Origin of the sequence: Thalassococcus arenae (assembly GCF_019104745.1) — a bacterium.
Taxonomy (GTDB): domain Bacteria; phylum Pseudomonadota; class Alphaproteobacteria; order Rhodobacterales; family Rhodobacteraceae; genus Thalassococcus_B; species Thalassococcus_B arenae.
On the sequence record NZ_JAHRWL010000002.1, the window covers coordinates 263,692 to 278,934 of the forward strand.

At 67.2% G+C, this 15,243-nt stretch carries 14 protein-coding genes; 5 read left to right on the forward strand and 9 right to left on the reverse strand.

Annotated elements, in window-relative coordinates; genetic code table 11:
• Positions 1-3 precede the first annotated feature (3 nt).
• The 6 genes from KUH32_RS12620 to KUH32_RS12645 are packed head-to-tail and all read right to left on the reverse strand — an operon-like array spanning position 4 to position 6,446.
• Entirely contained in the window at positions 4-513 is a 510-nt protein-coding gene (locus tag KUH32_RS12620) for a TRAP transporter small permease (protein WP_217778892.1), read from the reverse strand.
• Positions 510-1,316, reverse strand: a complete 807-nt coding sequence (locus tag KUH32_RS12625) for a class I SAM-dependent methyltransferase (RefSeq protein ID WP_217778894.1) — start codon at positions 1,314-1,316, stop codon at positions 510-512. Before KUH32_RS12625 ends, KUH32_RS12620 begins: the two co-directional genes overlap by 4 nt.
• 56 nt (positions 1,317-1,372) lie before the next feature.
• On the reverse strand, positions 1,373-2,347 hold the full coding sequence (locus KUH32_RS12630; protein WP_217778896.1) for a TRAP transporter substrate-binding protein: 975 nt from the start codon (positions 2,345-2,347) through the stop codon (positions 1,373-1,375).
• Positions 2,348-2,380: 33 nt separating this feature from the next.
• Positions 2,381-3,631, reverse strand: coding sequence for an NAD(P)/FAD-dependent oxidoreductase (locus tag KUH32_RS12635; RefSeq protein WP_217778898.1), 1,251 nt, complete (start codon positions 3,629-3,631; stop codon positions 2,381-2,383).
• Complete coding sequence (locus tag KUH32_RS12640) at positions 3,628-4,767, reverse strand: enolase C-terminal domain-like protein (protein WP_217778899.1); 1,140 nt, start codon at positions 4,765-4,767, stop codon at positions 3,628-3,630. Before KUH32_RS12640 ends, KUH32_RS12635 begins: the two co-directional genes overlap by 4 nt.
• Entirely contained in the window at positions 4,755-6,446 is a 1,692-nt protein-coding gene (locus KUH32_RS12645; protein ID WP_217778901.1) for a thiamine pyrophosphate-binding protein, read from the reverse strand. Before KUH32_RS12645 ends, KUH32_RS12640 begins: the two co-directional genes overlap by 13 nt.
• 64 nt (positions 6,447-6,510) lie before the next feature.
• On the opposite strand from KUH32_RS12645, the gene KUH32_RS12650 reads away from it, so the two are divergent.
• On the forward strand, positions 6,511-7,221 hold the full coding sequence (locus KUH32_RS12650) for an aspartate/glutamate racemase family protein (protein WP_217778903.1): 711 nt from the start codon (positions 6,511-6,513) through the stop codon (positions 7,219-7,221).
• 188 nt (positions 7,222-7,409) lie between these two features.
• Here the strand turns inward: KUH32_RS12650 and KUH32_RS12655 are convergent, their stop codons facing one another.
• From KUH32_RS12655 to KUH32_RS12665, 3 genes are read right to left on the reverse strand one after another with little or no spacing between them, the layout of a single operon-like run.
• On the reverse strand, positions 7,410-8,195 hold the full coding sequence (locus KUH32_RS12655; protein WP_217778905.1) for a carnitinyl-CoA dehydratase: 786 nt from the start codon (positions 8,193-8,195) through the stop codon (positions 7,410-7,412).
• Positions 8,192-10,228 carry an acetate--CoA ligase family protein gene (locus tag KUH32_RS12660; RefSeq protein ID WP_217778907.1) on the reverse strand — a complete coding sequence of 679 codons (2,037 nt, stop codon included), beginning with the start codon at positions 10,226-10,228 and terminating at the stop codon, positions 8,192-8,194. Before KUH32_RS12660 ends, KUH32_RS12655 begins: the two co-directional genes overlap by 4 nt.
• 1 nt (position 10,229) lies before the next feature.
• A complete protein-coding gene (locus KUH32_RS12665) occupies positions 10,230-11,390 on the reverse strand; it encodes an acyl-CoA dehydrogenase family protein (protein ID WP_217778909.1) in 1,161 nt (386 codons plus the stop codon).
• 174 nt (positions 11,391-11,564) lie between these two features.
• Between KUH32_RS12665 and KUH32_RS12670 the strand changes: the two genes are divergently transcribed.
• Genes KUH32_RS12670 through otnC form a run of 4 tightly spaced genes read left to right on the forward strand, consistent with a single transcriptional unit; the run spans position 11,565 to position 15,242 of the window.
• On the forward strand, positions 11,565-12,260 hold the full coding sequence (locus tag KUH32_RS12670; protein ID WP_217778911.1) for a GntR family transcriptional regulator: 696 nt from the start codon (positions 11,565-11,567) through the stop codon (positions 12,258-12,260).
• Positions 12,257-13,360 carry an isocitrate/isopropylmalate dehydrogenase family protein gene (locus tag KUH32_RS12675; RefSeq protein WP_217778912.1) on the forward strand — a complete coding sequence of 368 codons (1,104 nt, stop codon included), beginning with the start codon at positions 12,257-12,259 and terminating at the stop codon, positions 13,358-13,360. The genes KUH32_RS12670 and KUH32_RS12675 overlap by 4 nt, the downstream gene beginning before the upstream one ends.
• Positions 13,357-14,607 (forward strand): 3-oxo-tetronate kinase, encoded by a 1,251-nt coding sequence (gene otnK / locus KUH32_RS12680; RefSeq protein ID WP_348541117.1) that lies wholly within the window; start codon positions 13,357-13,359, stop codon positions 14,605-14,607. The genes KUH32_RS12675 and otnK overlap by 4 nt, the downstream gene beginning before the upstream one ends.
• Positions 14,604-15,242 (forward strand): 3-oxo-tetronate 4-phosphate decarboxylase, encoded by a 639-nt coding sequence (gene otnC / locus KUH32_RS12685; protein WP_217778914.1) that lies wholly within the window; start codon positions 14,604-14,606, stop codon positions 15,240-15,242. The genes otnK and otnC overlap by 4 nt, the downstream gene beginning before the upstream one ends.
• The last annotated feature ends 1 nt before the right edge of the window (position 15,243 follow it).

The window sequence follows — 15,243 nt, forward strand, 5'->3', positions numbered from 1 at the left end:
GTCCTACTCCGCCCGGTTCGCGTTCAGCATGCCGTGCTGGCCGCTGACCAGCAGGCGGATCAGGTGATCCCAGAAGGCGATGGCCAGCAGCACCGTGCCTGCCACCATCGAGATCTGCGGGATCCAGATCGGGGTTGCGTCCAGCCCCTGGCTTTTCTCGTTCAGCTTCCAGGACCAGTAGGCGCCCTTGATCGCGTAGCGCGCGACCCAGGTGGCGATGATGGCGCCGATGGCAAAGCAGAAGACCTCGCCCCATCTGCGGTGCCGGCCGAGCGCGGACAGGAACAGCGACACGCGGATATGCGCGCCGTGGTTCAGCGCGTAGGCGAAGGCGAAGAACGACGCGCCCGCCATGCAGTACCCGGCATAATCGGTGGCGCCCGGAAAGACCTGACCGGTCCACCGCGCCAGCATCTGCGCCACGATTATGGCGAGGATCAGGATGAGGAAGACTGCGGCGATGATGCCGCCGGCCAGGTAGAGCGCGTCGAGCGTCTTGCGGATCGCTTTCATGATTTCTGTCCCGAGAAGAGAATGGAGGGCATGGGCACTTCGAACCCGCCGGGTTTTCTGTAGGCCGCCATGTGGTCGGTCATCGCCGCGCGGATGCGCGACTGCACGTCGGCGTCCTGCGCCGCCACGATCAGCGGCACCCGAACGCCGAACTGCATGAAGAAGTCGAAGAAATCGCCGTCCGGCGCGCGCAGGATGTTCTGCACGACCTTGGTTTCGACCGTCTCGAACCCCGCCGCTTCCAGCGCAGCGCGGGCCTGGGCGGGTTCGGACAGCGCATAGGCATCGGGCGCGGGATCGGCGCGGGACAGGTCGGCGTGGTCGTTCAGCACCGCGAACAGCTCGCGGTAGAGGTCCGAACTGTCCGGCCCCAGCCACTGGCTGAAGGCAAAGCGCCCGCCGGGGCGCAACACGCGCGCGGCCTCGGCAATGGCGCGGGCGGGATCGGTGACGTGGAACAGCACGATGTTGCTGGCCACGATGTCGAAACTGGCATCGGCATAGGGCAGCGACAGCGCGTCGCCGCTGTCGAAGCGCAGTCCGGGAAACCGTGCATGTGCCGCGGCCACCATGTCGTCTGCGAAATCGACGCCGGTGACCTGCGCCCCAAGCGCGGCAGCGGCCCCGGCCAGGTAACCCGGCCCGCAACCGACATCCAGCAATTGCGCGCCCGGATAGACATGGACCATGTGCAGCAGCATGGGTATCGACTGCACCGTCGCCTGGGCGGTGGCACCGTCATACAGCGCGGCGCGGGCATTCCAGCCCGCCCGTTCGCTTTCGCGAAAGGCGTCGAAATCCATGTCCCTGTCCCGATCCGGTCGGGCGGGTCGCGGCGTGCGGCCCGCCCGGTCTGGCGTCAGTTGCCGGCTTTGTAGGCGTCGACGATGGCCTTGCCGGCCTCGCCGGCCTCGGCCAGCCATTCGTCGGTCATGGTGGCACCGATCACCTTGAGTTCCTCGACCAGCGTGTCCGAGGCGCGTTCGACGGTCATGCCGCCTTCCTTCAGGCCGTCCAGCGTGAACTGGGTATAGTCCTTGGAACGCTGCAACCCTTCGGCCTTGGCCTTGGCGGCGCAGTCGTTCATCACCGCCTTGGTCTCGTCCGACAGCCCGTTCCAGGCGTCCAGGTTCACGAAGACCGCGTTGCGCGGCAGCCAGGCATCGACCTCGTAGAAATAGCCCAGATGCTCCCAGACCTTGCGGTCATAGCCGGTGGCGCCCGAGGAAATCATCGAATCCGCCACGCCGGTGGCGAAGGCCTGGCTGATCTCGGCGGCCTCGATCTGCACCGGCAGCATGCCGGTCAATTCGGCCAGTCGCGCGGTCGCGGTCGAATACGAACGGAACTTGACGCCCTTCATGTCGGCGACCGACTGCACGGGATCGCGGAAGTAAAAGCCCTGCGGCGGCCATGGCACGGAATACAGATAGTGCAGGTTGTCCTCGTGCAGGACCTCGCCCACCTTGGGCCCGGCGATCTCCCACAGCTTTTCGTGCTCGTCGAAGGACGACACCAGGAAGGGGATGGAATCGACGCCGTAAAGCGGGTTTTCGTTCTGATGCGCCGACAGCAGGCGTTCGCCGATATTGGCCTGTCCGGTCTGCACCGCGCGCTTGATCTCGTTGCCCGAGAACAGCGAGCCCGAGGGATGTGTGACGATCTCAAGATCGCCGCCGGTGCCGTCGGTCACGCATTTGGCGAAATTGGCGCCCACTTCGGAATGGAAATTGCTGGCCGCATAGGCCATCGGCATGTCCCATTTTTCGGCTGTGGCGGCGGTCGCCGCGCCGGCCAGCGCCGTGGCGGCCAGCAATTTGGTCAAGGTCTTCATGGTCGTCTCCCTGGTTGGTTCTTGGTTATGTCTTCACTGAAAACGAGAGGGGGCATAGGGCGCAAGGTTTATGTTGGGACTGCGCCCGCCGATGATCTGCGCCAACAGCCGCCCGGTCTTGGGCCCGCCGGTCAGGCCGACATGGTCGTGCCCGAACCCGACAAAGGCGCCTTTCAGGCCGGGTGCTTCGCCGATCAGCGGCACGGAATCCGAGATCGACGGACGATGGCCCATCCATTCGACTTCGCGGGTCCAGGTGATGCCGGGCAGCGCGGTGCGGATCGATCGGCGCAGCAAGTCGATCGGCGCGCGCGAAGGCGGCGCATCCAGCCCGCCAAACTCGACGATACCGGCCAGCCGCAATCGGCCCTCCATCGGCGTGGCCACGAATTTCTGCGCCGCGACCATGATCGGAGCCCGGGGCATGACCGAGGGTTCCCACAATTCCAGGTGGTAGCCGCGTTCGGATTCCAGTTGCGGCTTGATCCCCAGTCTGGCGGCCAGCGGGCCGGACCAGGCGCCGGTGGCCAAGACGGCACTGTCGCAGGCCAGCGTTTCGCCCGCCACCCGCAATCCGGTCAACCGGCCGTTTTCGCGTACGAAATCCGTGACTTCTCCGGTCACGATGCGGGCGCCACGGCGTTCGGCATGGGCGGCGAGATCCTTGACGTAGCGGCCCGGGTCGGTGATCCGGCCATGGTCGGGCAGCACCGCCGCGCAATTGTAGGCGGGCGACAGGGCCGGATCGTAGGCGCGTAGGGCGTCGCCCTCGATCACCTGCCAGTCAAAGCCGTGACGGTGGCGAATGTCCCAGCCGAAAGCATCGCCCTCGTAATGCGCGCGGTCGTTGTAGACGTAGACGTAATCGCCCGGCACGATCCATTTCTCGGCGCCGGTGCCGGCGGCCAGCGCCTGGTGGTCGGCCAGGCTGTCGCCGATGATCGGCGCCATCGCGGCGGCGCGCGCCTCGACCGCGGCGGTGTTGGCGTGGGACAGGTAGCGCAGCAGCCAGGGCATCAGCCGGGGCAGGTAGCGCCATTTCAGGAACAGCGGCTGGTTCGGGTCCAGCAGCATCCGCGGCGCCTTGCGCCACAGCCCGGGCACGGTGACAGGCACAACCGCGGCGCTGGCCAGCACGCCGCCATTGCCGTGGCTGGTGCCTTCGCCGGGGCCCTTGCGGTCGATCAAGGTGACTGTGTGCCCGTCGCGCAGCGCCCAGATCGCCGTCGACACGCCGACGATCCCGGCACCGATGACGGCCACGTGTTTGGCGTTGGTGGTCATGTCGTCCCTCCGGGGCCATCAAGCGCATAACGGGCGATCTTGTCCATGTCCGGTGCGATACCCAGCCCAGGCCCATTCCCCAATGAGACCTGCCCGCCCTCGCAGGGAAAGGGCGCGGCCAGCAGGTCTTCGGCCAGGTAGTAGCGCGCCTGGTAGAATTCGCATCCCAACGTGATCTGCGGAGTGGCGGCGATCATGTGGGCGCCGGCCAGATGCGCAAGCCCGGTTTCGAACATGTCGCCGCCATAGGCCAGCAGCCCGGCATCGGCGGCCATGCGCGCCACCTTTTGCGCGCGCCTCAACCCGCCGGTCTTCATGATCTTGACCGACACGCCGTCGCAAAGACCCTCGCGGATGGCGCGCGCCATGTCCTCGGGGCCGAAGACGGATTCATCGGCCAGCAGGGGGATATCCAGCCGGTCGCGCAGATCGCGCATCGTGTCCCAGTCGCCTGCCGCGACGGGCTGTTCGATGAAATCGGGGGCAAAGGCCGCGATGGCGGGCACCTCGACCAGCGCCGCCTCGCGCGTCAGACCCTGGTTGTAGTCGATGCGCAGGGCCATCTCGGGATGGCGGTCGCGGATATGGGCGCAGCGCATCACGTCGAAGTCCGGCCCGGCGAAACCGGCCTTGAGCTTGACTATCCGCACGCCGTCTTCGGACAGCCGCCGCAACAGCGCCTTGTCGGCCTCGAAGTCCGGGTTGGCGATGGAACAGGACAGCGGAATCGGTGCGGGCGCGTCGCCGCCCAGCAAAGCCCAAACCGGCTGTCCTGCGATCTGCCCGGCCAGGTCGTGCAACGCGCTGTCCAGCGCCGCCTTGGCTTCGGTGCAATGCACCACCGCGCGGGACGCGTCGGCCAGGATCGCCGCGCGATCCGCCACGTCGCGGCCCAGCACATGCGGCCGCATGTAGCGGTCGAGCGCGGCGAAACTGGCCTCGGGCGAACCGGTGAAGACCACCCAGGGGCTGGCCTCGCCCCACCCCTCGGCGCCGTTTTCCGCAGTCAGGCGCAGAACGATCACCTCGACCGTTCCCGCGACCGAACCGATGCCGTGGTCGCGGCGTGCGGTCACCGGCAGGGCCAGGTGCCAGACGTCGTAGCCGGTGATGACGCCGCCATTCACGCGATCCATTCCGACACCGGCGCGGCGGCCTCGTGCAGGGGTTGCGCGATGACGTCGACCAGGCTGGGGCCATCATGGGCCAGAGCCGATTTCAGAGTGCCGGTCAGCGCGCCGGGATCTTCGACGCGCCAGGACCGGACGCCAAAGGCCTGCGCCACCGCAGCGTGATCGGTGCGGCCGAAATCGACATTGTAAAAGCGCTGTCCGAACCCGGCATTCTGCCCGGCCTTGATCCAGCCGAACGTGGCGTTGGAAAAGACGATCATGGTGATCGGCATGTTATAGCGTACCAGTGTCTCAAGTTCGCCGCAGCAGAAGTTGAACGACCCGTCGCCCATCAGCGCCACGGTTTTCACGCCCGGACGGCCGACATGGGCGCCCATCGCGGCAGCCAGCGCATAGCCCAGGGCGCCATGCGCGCGGTTGGTGATGAAGTGGCGTCCCGCCCGCGGCCAGCGGTAATGCGCCGAGACATAGGGGCAGGGCGTGCCGGGATCGGCGACGAGGGTGGCATCGTCATCCAGCAGGTCCTGCAAGGCGCGGATCACCCGTTCGGGGCGGATGGGGCGATCGGTGCTGGCGGCCAGCGGGGCAAAACCGGCATGTTTGTCGATCCAGGCCTTGCGGGCACGGGTGGCGCCGTTCTGAGGCTGGGTTTTGAGGTGGCGCATCGTATCGACCAGCGCGCTCAGAGCCAGTTTCGCATCGGCGCAGATCGCGATTTCGGTGTCGTAATTGGCGCCCGGCACCATCGGGTCGGCATCGATATGGATGATCGGCGTGCCCGGCGGGGGCGAGCGCCAGCGTTCCGTGGTGACCGACCCGGCACGGCAGCCGACAAAGACGACGAGGTCGGCGCCATCCAGGACGGCGCGGGTCGCCGGCACTCCGCCATTCGAGCCGATGACACCCACGGCCAGCGGATGCGTTTCGGCAATGGCGCCCTGGCCCGACACGGTGGTCGCCACGGGGATGTCCAGCAACTCGGCCAGCGCCGCCAATTCGGCAAAGGCGCCTGCGATGACCGGCCCGCCGCCGCAGACGATCACCGCGTTTTCCGCCCGCGCAAGCCGGTCGGCGGCAGCCTGGATGGCGTCGCTGTCGGGCGCCGCACGGTCGGCCGGATAGGTCTTGTGCCGGGCATCGGCCCAGACCTCGCCGGGGTCGACCGGTGCTTTCTGGGTGTCGAAGGGCAGGGCGAGGTGCACCGCGCCGGGCCTGCCGGTGGTCATGGCGCGAAAGGCCTGCCGCACCGCCGCGGGCAGACGCGCGGCACTGTCCAGCGCGGTGCACCACTTGGTCACCGGGGCGAACAGTGCAGGCTGATCCAGTTCCGTCAGCGGGTACCGCCCGCGCGACGTGGTGGCGACGTCGGTGGTAATGGCCAGAACGGGAATCGAGCTTTCGTTGGCCTCGACCAGCCCCGGCAGGATGTATGTCGCCCCGCCGCCCGACGGACCTTCACAGACGCCCGGCCGTCCGGTCACGCGGGCATAGCCATCGGCCATGTAGGCGGCGTGGCGTTCGTCGCGCGTCAGGATATGCGTGATGCCGTGATCGAGTCGTGCCAGCGCGTCATAGAACGGCAGCGTGGTGTCGCCGCACAATCCGAACATGTGCCGCACACCGTAGGCTTGCAACATGCGCACCATCGCCTCGGCGCCGGTCAGTTGGTTGGTGTCCGTCATCCGCTCCCCCTTGTGCCGCAGCTTGGTTGTGCCGATGCTGGGCTGTCAATTGCGGAGAACGGCGATGAAGGTCACCGGTGGCAAGGCGGTCTATGGCGCGGGCGTCGGCATCCTGATGCTGCAGGCGCGGTTTCCCCGGATTCCCGGCGACATGGGCAACGCGCTGAGCTGGCCTTTTCCCGTTCATTACCGGGTGGTGCGCGGCGCCTCGCCCGATCGCGTGGTGCGGCAGGGCGCGCCGGGGCTGCTGGATGCGTTCATCGAAGCCGGGCGCGCGCTGGTGGCCGACGGTGCGGACGGGATCACCACCAATTGCGGGTTCCTGTCGCTGTTCCAGCCCGAATTGTCGGCCGCGCTGGAGGTGCCCGTGATGACCTCGTCTTTGATGCAGGTGGCGCTGGTGAACCGGCTGTTGCCGCCCGGCAAGGTGGCAGGCGTGCTGACGATCTCGGCCAGCGCGCTGACGGCCGAGCACCTCGCCCGCGCGCAGGTGCCCGAAGGTACGCCCATCGGCACCACCGAAGGCGGGCGCGAATTCACCCGGGCGATCCTGGGCGACGAACTGACGTTGGATGTGGAATTGGCGCGGCAGGACAACATCGACGCCGCCAGGGCGCTGATCGAATCGCACCCGGAGGTCGGCGCCATCGTTCTGGAATGCACCAACATGGTGCCTTACGCGGGCGACATCCGGGCAGCGACGGGGCTGCCGGTGTTCTCGATCTACTCGGCGGTAACGTGGTTCCAGCAGGGGCTGGTGCCGCGGCGGTTTTGAGCGCCAGGCGCGGAAACAAGCCCGCAGGGCGCCGCGCATCGACGAGCCGCCCCCCGGCACGGCGATTTGGCGAGGCTGGGCGCGTCGTTCAATCGGCGTGCGGAGCGTCACGATAAACCGCCAAGCCACCTCCGTCGGATCGCCGCACCGCGGCCCGATGATGCGCGGCTTGCGCCCCTGGAATTGCTCTACCGCCCCTTCCAGACCGGATCGCGCTTTTCCGCGAATGCCCGCGCGCCTTCCAGTTGATCCTCGGACCGATAGAGCTGCTCGACCGTCTCGAATTGGCTTTTGGTAATCCGGTTCATCGCGTCCTGGAATTTCATGTCTTCCGCCTCGCGCACGATTTCCTTGATCGCGGCATAGACCAGCGGCGGGCCGGCGGCGAGCAGATCGGCCATCTCGCGTGCCTGCGCCATCAGGTCCGTCGCCGGCACCACGCGATTGATGAGCCCCCAACGCGCGGCTTCCTCTGCGTCGATCCAGCGCCCGGTCAGCAGCATCTCCATCGCGATGTGATAGGGGATGCGCTTGGGCAGCTTGACGCTGGCGGCATCGGCCACCGTGCCCGACCGGATCTCGGGCAGCGCAAAGCTCGCGTGGTCGGCGGCCAGGATGATGTCGGCCGAAAGCGCCAGTTCCAGCCCGCCGCCGCAACAGATGCCGTTCACCGCGGCGACAACCGGCTTGTTCAGCCCGCGCAATTCCTGCAGGCCGCCAAAACCGCCCTTGCCGTAATCGCCGTCGACCGCGTCGCCGTCCGCTGCGGCTTTCAGATCCCAGCCGGGGCAGAAGAATTTCTCTCCCGCGCCGGTCAGCAGCGCCACGCGCAGGTCCGGGTCGTCGCGGAAATCGGTGAACACCTCGCCCATCAGGCGCGAGGTGGCCAGGTCGATGGCGTTGGCCTTGGGCCGGTCCAGCGTGACCTCGAGCACATGGCCGCGGCGTTCGGTGCGGATCGGGCTGTCGCTCATTCCGGGTCTCCCAGTCGGATCAGGGCATCCACTGCGACCGCCCGGTCGGGCGTGCAAAGCAGCGGATTGACCTCAAGTTCCACCAGATCGGCGGCATGGTCCAGCGCATAGGCCTGCGCCGCCGTCACCGCGTGCAGGATCGCGGCGCGGTCGGTGGGTGGGGCGCCGCGCCAGCCGGCCAGCAGCGGGGCGATGCGCAACCGGTCCAGGGCGGCGGCGATCTCGGCCCCGGTCGCAGGCAAGAGCAGCGAAGCGCTGTCGCCCAGCAATTCGGTCAGCGTGCCGCCAGCACCCAGTGTCAGGACAAAGCCATGCGCCGGGTCGCGCAGGATGCCGACGATCAATTCGACGGCTGGGCCGGGGATCATCTCCTCGACAAGAAATGCCTGGGCAGGCATGGATTGGGCCGCGGCCGCCACGGCGTCGGGCGTCGCGAGGTTCAGCGCGACCAGGCCGGCCTCGGTCTTGTGGGCGGCGCCCTGACCCTTGAGCGCCACGGGGGCGCCGATTGCGGCGGCCAGGGCTCGGGCCGCCTCGGGGCTGTGCGCCGCACCGCCCCGGGGGACGGCTAGTCCGTAATCCGCCAAGGCCGCCTTGGCTTCGGCCTCGGTCAGCAACCGCGTCGCCTCAAGCGGACCGGAAGGCAGGACAGGGGCGGGGGTGGTCCAGTCGCGGCCCAGCCACGCGGCCGCCTCGATCGCGGCCAGACCTTCGGTCAGACCGCAAAGCGGGATCAGCCCGGCCGCCATGATCCGACCGGCGATGTCTTCGGGCATGGTTTCGGGCAGGCTGGCCAACAGCGCCACCGGCACCCCGCATTGCCGTTGCGCGTCTGCTGCGGCATCGATCACCACGTCCCAGGCCGATGGATCGCAGCGGTCGGCGCGGGGAAAGTCGACCACGATCACGCCAAGCGCCAGCGCCGGGTCCAGCATCGCCGCATAGCAGGCGGTCATCGCCGCCCGGTCGCCCCAGATATAAGTGTGATAATCCAATGGATTGGCCAGCGCGACCTTGGGTCCAAGCGCGGCGCGCAGGGACTGTCTCTGCGTCTCGTTCAGCGGCGGAAACTCCAGGTCGCAACCCAGGAGGCTGTCGGCCATCAGGCTGGCTTCGCCGCCGGAACAGGACAGGGACGCAATGCGCCGCGACGCCAGCGGCCCGGCGACATGCAGCAGTTTGAGCGTTTCCAGCAGCGCAGCCAGCGTATCGACCCGCGCGACGCCCAGACGGTCGAACAGCGCGCGCGCGCCCGCATCCGATCCCGCCAGCGAGGCGGTGTGCGACACCGTGGCCGCCTGCGCGGCCTGCGACGCTCCGATCTTGAGCGCCACGATGCGCTTGCCGCGGGCGCGGGCTTCGCCGGCCAATGCCTCGAACGCGGGCAGGTCGGCGATGCCCTCGATATGCAGGCCAAGCGCGGTGACCCGGTCATCGGCCAGCAGCGTTCTGCCGATCCGCGCCAGATCGGTCTGCGCCTGGTTGCCCGCCGTCACCACGTAGGCCAGCGGCACCGACCGGCGCTGCATCGTCAGATTGATGGCGATGTTGGACGATTGCGTGATCAGCGCGACGCCGCGTTCCACGGGCACACAGCCATGCTGGTCGGGCCAAAGCGCGGCGCGATCCAGCGCATTGACAAAGCCATAGCAATTGGGCCCGAGGATCGCCATGTCGCCGGCGGCTTGCAGCAAAGCCTGTTGCAAGGCGCCGCCATCGCCGGTTTCGGCTGCACTTTCGCGATAGCCCGATGCGAAACACACCGCGCCGCCGGCGCCGCGCGCCGACAGGGCGCGCAGAACCTCGATGGTGGTTGCGCGGTTCACGCCGATGAAACTGGCGTCGGGTGCGCCGGGCAGGTCGGCGATGGCGGTGAAGGCGGGCAGGCCGCCGACCTGTTGGCGCGTCGGATGCACCGGCCAGACGGGGCCGTCGAAACCGATCTTGTGCAACTGTTCGATCACGTTGGCGCACCAGGTGCCGCCGCCGATCACCGCGACCGAACGCGGCCGCAAGAGCCGTTCGAGCGACATCTCAGGCGCCCAGCGGCCGGAACAATTCGCGCCCGATGATGTGGCGCTGGATTTCGCTGGTGCCGTCCCAGATGCGTTCGACCCGCGCGTCGCGCCAGAACCGTTCGATGGGAAAATCGTCCATCAGCCCCATCCCGCCGAAGATCTGAAGGGTGGTGTCGGTCACGCGGGCCAGCATCTCGGTCGCATACAGCTTGGCCGACGCGATCTCGCGGTTGGCGGGCAGGCCCTGGTCCAGCCGCCAGGCACCGGCCAGCGTCAGCCAGTCGGCTGCATCGATTTCGGTTATCATGTCGGCGACCTGAAAACTCACGCCCTGGAATTTCGCGATGGGCTGGCCGAACTGCTTGCGTTGCGCTGCATAGTCCACCGCCATGTCGAAACAGCGCCGCGCCCGCCCGACGCTGAAGGCCGCGACGGTCAGGCGGGTGGCATAGAGCCAGTCGTTCATGACGTCGAACCCGCCATCGACGGCGCCCAGGACCTGCGCGTCGGGCAGGCGGCAATCGTCGAATTCCAGGATGCAATTCTTGTAGCCGCGATGGCTGACCGAACGATACCCGTCGCGGATGGTGAAGCCCGGCGTGCCCCGGTCGACCAGGAAACAGGTGATGCGCTTTTTCGGGCCGCGGGTCGTTTCGTCGATACCGGTGGCCACGAAAACGATAACGAAATCAGCGTGTTCCGCGCCGGAGATGAAGTGCTTTGTACCATTCAGCACCCAGTCGCCGCCGTCGCGTACAGCGCTGCAGGCCATGCTGCGCACATCCGATCCGGCACCCGGTTCGGTCATCGCCAGCGCGTCCATGCGTTCGCCGCGCACCGCGGGAAAAAGGTAGCGGTCGCGCTGTTCCCCTTGGCAGGCCATCAGGATGTTCTGCGGGCGGCCGAAGAAATGCGTAAGCGCCATCGACCCGCGCCCCAATTCGCGTTCAACCAGCGTGAAATCCAGGTGGCTCAGCCCCGCGCCGCCGACATCCTCGGGGAAATTGCAGGCATAAAAGCCCAGCTCGATGCATTTGCGCTTGATCTCTTCGCCCAGTTCGCGTGGCACCGCGCCTGTCCGTTCGACCATGTCCTCGTGCGGGTAGATTTCGTTCTCGACGAAGTCTCGCACCGTCGAGACGATCAACTCCTGTTCTCCGGTCAGGCCGAACTGCATGGCGCTCTCCCTTGTCTGCCCCACCGGTAGACCATCGGTGCGGGACTTGTCATCGCCTCTGTGCGACGGAAGGGGTCGGAAACGGACTGAATTAATGTATGCATTAAAAAACTCATAAAAGAATTTGACAGCGGATTTGTGACTGCCCTAGCGTTGTGCTCAGCAGGGGGAACGATGTCGGACAGCCAGTCGGATACGGTCGATCTATCGGCGCGGTCGTCGCGGGTCAGCGATGCCTATGTCAGGCTCAAGGACGAAATCCTGAACAACCGGATGCCCGCCGGGTTCCAGGCGCCGGAACCCGATATCGCACAGCGCCTGGGGATGAGCCGCACGCCGGTCCGCGAGGCGCTGATCCGGTTGCAGGCCGAGGGGCTGGTCGAACTGGTGCCGCGCCGGGGCGCGCGGGTTTTGCCGGTTGTGGCCGATGACATGCGCGAGATTTACGAGATCCTGACGGCGCTCGAGCCGCACGCGGCGGCTGTTCTGGCCGCGCGCAGCCCTTCGGCCGCCGATCTTGCCCCGCTCGAGACCGCCACCTGCGACATGGAGGCCGCGTTGAGCGCCGAAGACCTGCGCGCCTGGGCCGAAGCCGACGACCGGTTCCATCGTGCGCTGCTGGACCTGCACGGCAATGCCCGGCTGTCGGCGATCGCGGCATCGCTCTACGATCAGGCGCATCGGGCGCGCATGGTGACGTTGAAAATGCGCGCCTTGCCGCACCAATCCACCGCCGAGCACCGCGAGATCCTGACCTGTCTGCGCAACGGCGATGCCGAGGGCGCGCGGACCGTGTTCACCGCGCATCGCCAGCGCGCAGCGCGGGAACTGCTCAACATCCTCGAAACCTACGGATTGCCGCCGCTATGACCCGAGCCGCCCAGATCACACTCGTTCCAGGCGACGGCATCGGTGTCGACGTGACCGAGGCGACAATGGCCGTGGTCGGCGCGGCGCTGCAACGGTGCGGTTTGCCGGCGCTGGAAACACGCAAGATCGATGCGGGGGCCGCGTATTTCCGCGAGACCGGGCAAGATATCCAGCTCGGCGGTGAAGAGGCGGCGGGGCAGGCGGATGCGATATTCCTGGGCGCGATCGGTCTGCCATCGGTGCGCCATGCCGACGGCACCGAAATCAGCCCGCATCTGCGCTTGCGCGACCGGTTCGAGCTCTACGCCGGTGTGCGCCCGGTCAAGGCCTATCCCAACGCGCCGCAGCGGTTGGCCGATGCGCGCGCAGCCGGCATCGATCTGGTGATCTTGCGGGAATCCACCGAGGGGCTGTTCTATTCGGCGGCGGTTCATGGCCGGTCGCAGATTTCCGATACCGAGGTACGCGATACACTGCGCATCAGCCGGTCGGTCACCGAACGGCTGCACCGCTTCGGGTTCCGGCTGGCCGAAAGGCGACTGGCGCGCGGCAAGGGCGGTCGCGTGACCTGCGTCGACAAGGCCAACGTCTTTGCCTCGATGGCGTTCTTCCGCCGGATCTTTGACGAGGTAAAGGCCGAATTTCCCGCGATTGCAACGGGCTACAACTATGTCGACGCGCAGGCGCTGGACCTGGTGCGCCAACCCTGGGATTTCGATATCCTGGTCATGGAAAACATGTTCGGCGACATCCTGTCCGATCTTGCCGGCGGTCTGGTCGGCGGGATGGGCATGGCGGCCTGCGGCGAATACGGCGATGCCCACGCACTTTTCCAGCCTGCCCATGGCAGTGCGCCCGACATCATGGGGCAGGACAAGGCCAATCCGCTGGCGGCAATTCTGTCTGGTGCGATGATGCTGGATTACCTGTCCGAACGGCTGGGCGTCGCAGGCTATGACGATGCCGCGCAGCTGATCGAAGACGCCGTGCAGGCGGGGTTCGAGGCCAACGCCTTGCGTCCGATGGAGTTCGGCGGCGACATGGGAACCAGGGCCGTGACGACAGAAGTCACGGCACGCGTGCAGGGGGGTAAGCCATGAGCCTGATGCTGGGCATCATCGCCGACGACTATACCGGGGCCACGGATATCGCGGTCACGCTGGTGAACGAAGGCATGCGCGTCGTGCAGGTGCTGGGGGTGCCCGAGGATGCCGGTGTCGTCGCGGGGGCGGATGCGGTGGTGGTGGCACTGAAATCGCGCACCATCGCGCCCGCGGATGCCGTCAGCCAATCGCTGGCGGCTTGCGATTGGCTGCGCGGGCTGGGCGCGCGGCAGATATTCTTCAAGTATTGCTCGACCTTCGACAGCACGGCGCAAGGCAATATCGGGCCCGTGGCCGATGCGCTCGGCGACGCGTTGGGGGTCGGGATGGCCTTTGTCTGCCCGGCCTTCCCGGTGAACAAGCGGTCGGTCTATATGGGCCATCTTTTCGTGGGCGACCGGCTGCTGTCCGAAAGCCCGATGAAGGATCACCCGCTGACCCCGATGCGCGATAGCGATCTGGTGCGGCTGATGTCGGCGCAATCGGCGCATGACGTGGGGCTGATCGCCTTGCCCGTGGTCATGGAAGGGCCGCAGGCGATTGCCGACGCGGCACGGGCGCTGGTGGCCGAAGGGCGGCGGTACGCGGTGGTGGATGCGGTCTGCGAAGCCGATCTGCGCGCCATCGGGCGGGCGGCGGCAGACATGGCGCTGGTCACCGGCGGATCGGGGGTGGCCAAGGGGCTGCCCGCGAATTTCGGCATCCACGCGCCGGCCGAAGGCACGGCGCACTGGCCCGACGTGACCGGCGGTGCGGCGGTTCTGGCGGGCAGCTGCTCGGCCGCGACGCGGGGCCAGATCGCCCGTGTCCGGGATAGCTGGCCGGTGTTGAAGCTGGATGTCGACCGCATCGCGGCAGGCGCGGATGTGGTTGCAGAAGCATTGGCCTTTGCCGCCGCGACCGATGCGATCCCGCTGATCTATGCCTCGTCCGACCCCGACGAAGTTGCGGCGATGCAGGCGAAATACGGGCGCGACAGGGCAGGCGCGATGGTCGAAGACACCATAGCCGAAATCGCCAATGGGCTCGTCGCGGCAGGCCGCACACGGCTGGTCGTGGCGGGGGGTGAAACCTCGGGCGCGGTTCTGAACGGGTTGGGCGTGCGGGCGTTGCGCATCTGTTCCGAAATCGACCCCGGCGTGCCCTGGTGCCAGGCGCTGGACGCACCGGTGGCGCTGGCGCTCAAATCGGGCAATTTCGGCAGCCCGGATTTCTTCGTGAAAGCGTTCGAGGTGTTGCCATGAGCGAAACGCGGCTGAGAGACGACATCGCGCGATTGGCCAAGTCGCTGTTCGACCGCGGCCTGACATTCGGGTCGACGGGCAATATCTCGGTGCGGCTGGAGGATGGCTGGCTGATGACGCCGACCGGGTCGTCGATGGGCGATCTCGATCCAGCGGCGATCTCGAAGCTGGATGCGCGGGGCAACCACGTTTCCGGTGACAAGCCCACGAAAGAGGCGTTCCTGCACAACGCCATGTACGACTGCCGTCCGCGGGCCGGCGCGATCGTGCATCTGCATTCCACCCATTCGGTCGCGGTCAGCTGCCTGTGCGGGATCGACCACGCCAACGTTCTGCCGCCGCTGACCGCCTATTACGCGATGCGCGTCGGAACCTTGCCGCTGGTGCCGTATTATCCGCCGGGTGATGTCGACCTCGCAAAAGCAGTGCGCGAGATGGCGTCGGACCACCACGCTGTTCTGCTGGCCAATCACGGGCCGGTCGTCGCCGGCAAGAGCCTGCGTGACGCGGTCTATGCCACCGAAGAACTGGAGGAGACCGCCAGGCTGTTCCTGATGCTGCAGGGTTACCAGACCCGGCCACTGACTGCCGCACAGGTGGCAGAGCTGGCAGAACGCTTTCCGGTGGAGTGCTGAG

What these genes read in the sequence shown, in the direction of transcription:
- KUH32_RS12620 (WP_217778892.1), bottom strand. Translation starts at nt 513, where the DNA reads ATGAAAGCGATCCGCAAGACGCTCGACGCGCTCTACCTGGCCGGCGGC.
- otnC (WP_217778914.1), top strand. Translation starts at nt 14,604, where the DNA reads ATGAGCGAAACGCGGCTGAGAGACGACATCGCGCGATTGGCCAAGTCG.
- otnK (WP_348541117.1), top strand. Translation starts at nt 13,357, where the DNA reads ATGAGCCTGATGCTGGGCATCATCGCCGACGACTATACCGGGGCCACG.
- KUH32_RS12645 (WP_217778901.1), bottom strand. Translation starts at nt 6,446, where the DNA reads ATGACGGACACCAACCAACTGACCGGCGCCGAGGCGATGGTGCGCATG.
- KUH32_RS12625 (WP_217778894.1), bottom strand. Translation starts at nt 1,316, where the DNA reads ATGGATTTCGACGCCTTTCGCGAAAGCGAACGGGCGGGCTGGAATGCC.
- KUH32_RS12665 (WP_217778909.1), bottom strand. Translation starts at nt 11,390, where the DNA reads ATGCAGTTCGGCCTGACCGGAGAACAGGAGTTGATCGTCTCGACGGTG.
- KUH32_RS12650 (WP_217778903.1), top strand. Translation starts at nt 6,511, where the DNA reads ATGAAGGTCACCGGTGGCAAGGCGGTCTATGGCGCGGGCGTCGGCATC.
- KUH32_RS12635 (WP_217778898.1), bottom strand. Translation starts at nt 3,631, where the DNA reads ATGACCACCAACGCCAAACACGTGGCCGTCATCGGTGCCGGGATCGTC.
- KUH32_RS12675 (WP_217778912.1), top strand. Translation starts at nt 12,257, where the DNA reads ATGACCCGAGCCGCCCAGATCACACTCGTTCCAGGCGACGGCATCGGT.
- KUH32_RS12640 (WP_217778899.1), bottom strand. Translation starts at nt 4,767, where the DNA reads ATGGATCGCGTGAATGGCGGCGTCATCACCGGCTACGACGTCTGGCAC.
- KUH32_RS12660 (WP_217778907.1), bottom strand. Translation starts at nt 10,228, where the DNA reads ATGTCGCTCGAACGGCTCTTGCGGCCGCGTTCGGTCGCGGTGATCGGC.
- KUH32_RS12670 (WP_217778911.1), top strand. Translation starts at nt 11,565, where the DNA reads ATGTCGGACAGCCAGTCGGATACGGTCGATCTATCGGCGCGGTCGTCG.
- KUH32_RS12655 (WP_217778905.1), bottom strand. Translation starts at nt 8,195, where the DNA reads ATGAGCGACAGCCCGATCCGCACCGAACGCCGCGGCCATGTGCTCGAG.
- KUH32_RS12630 (WP_217778896.1), bottom strand. Translation starts at nt 2,347, where the DNA reads ATGAAGACCTTGACCAAATTGCTGGCCGCCACGGCGCTGGCCGGCGCG.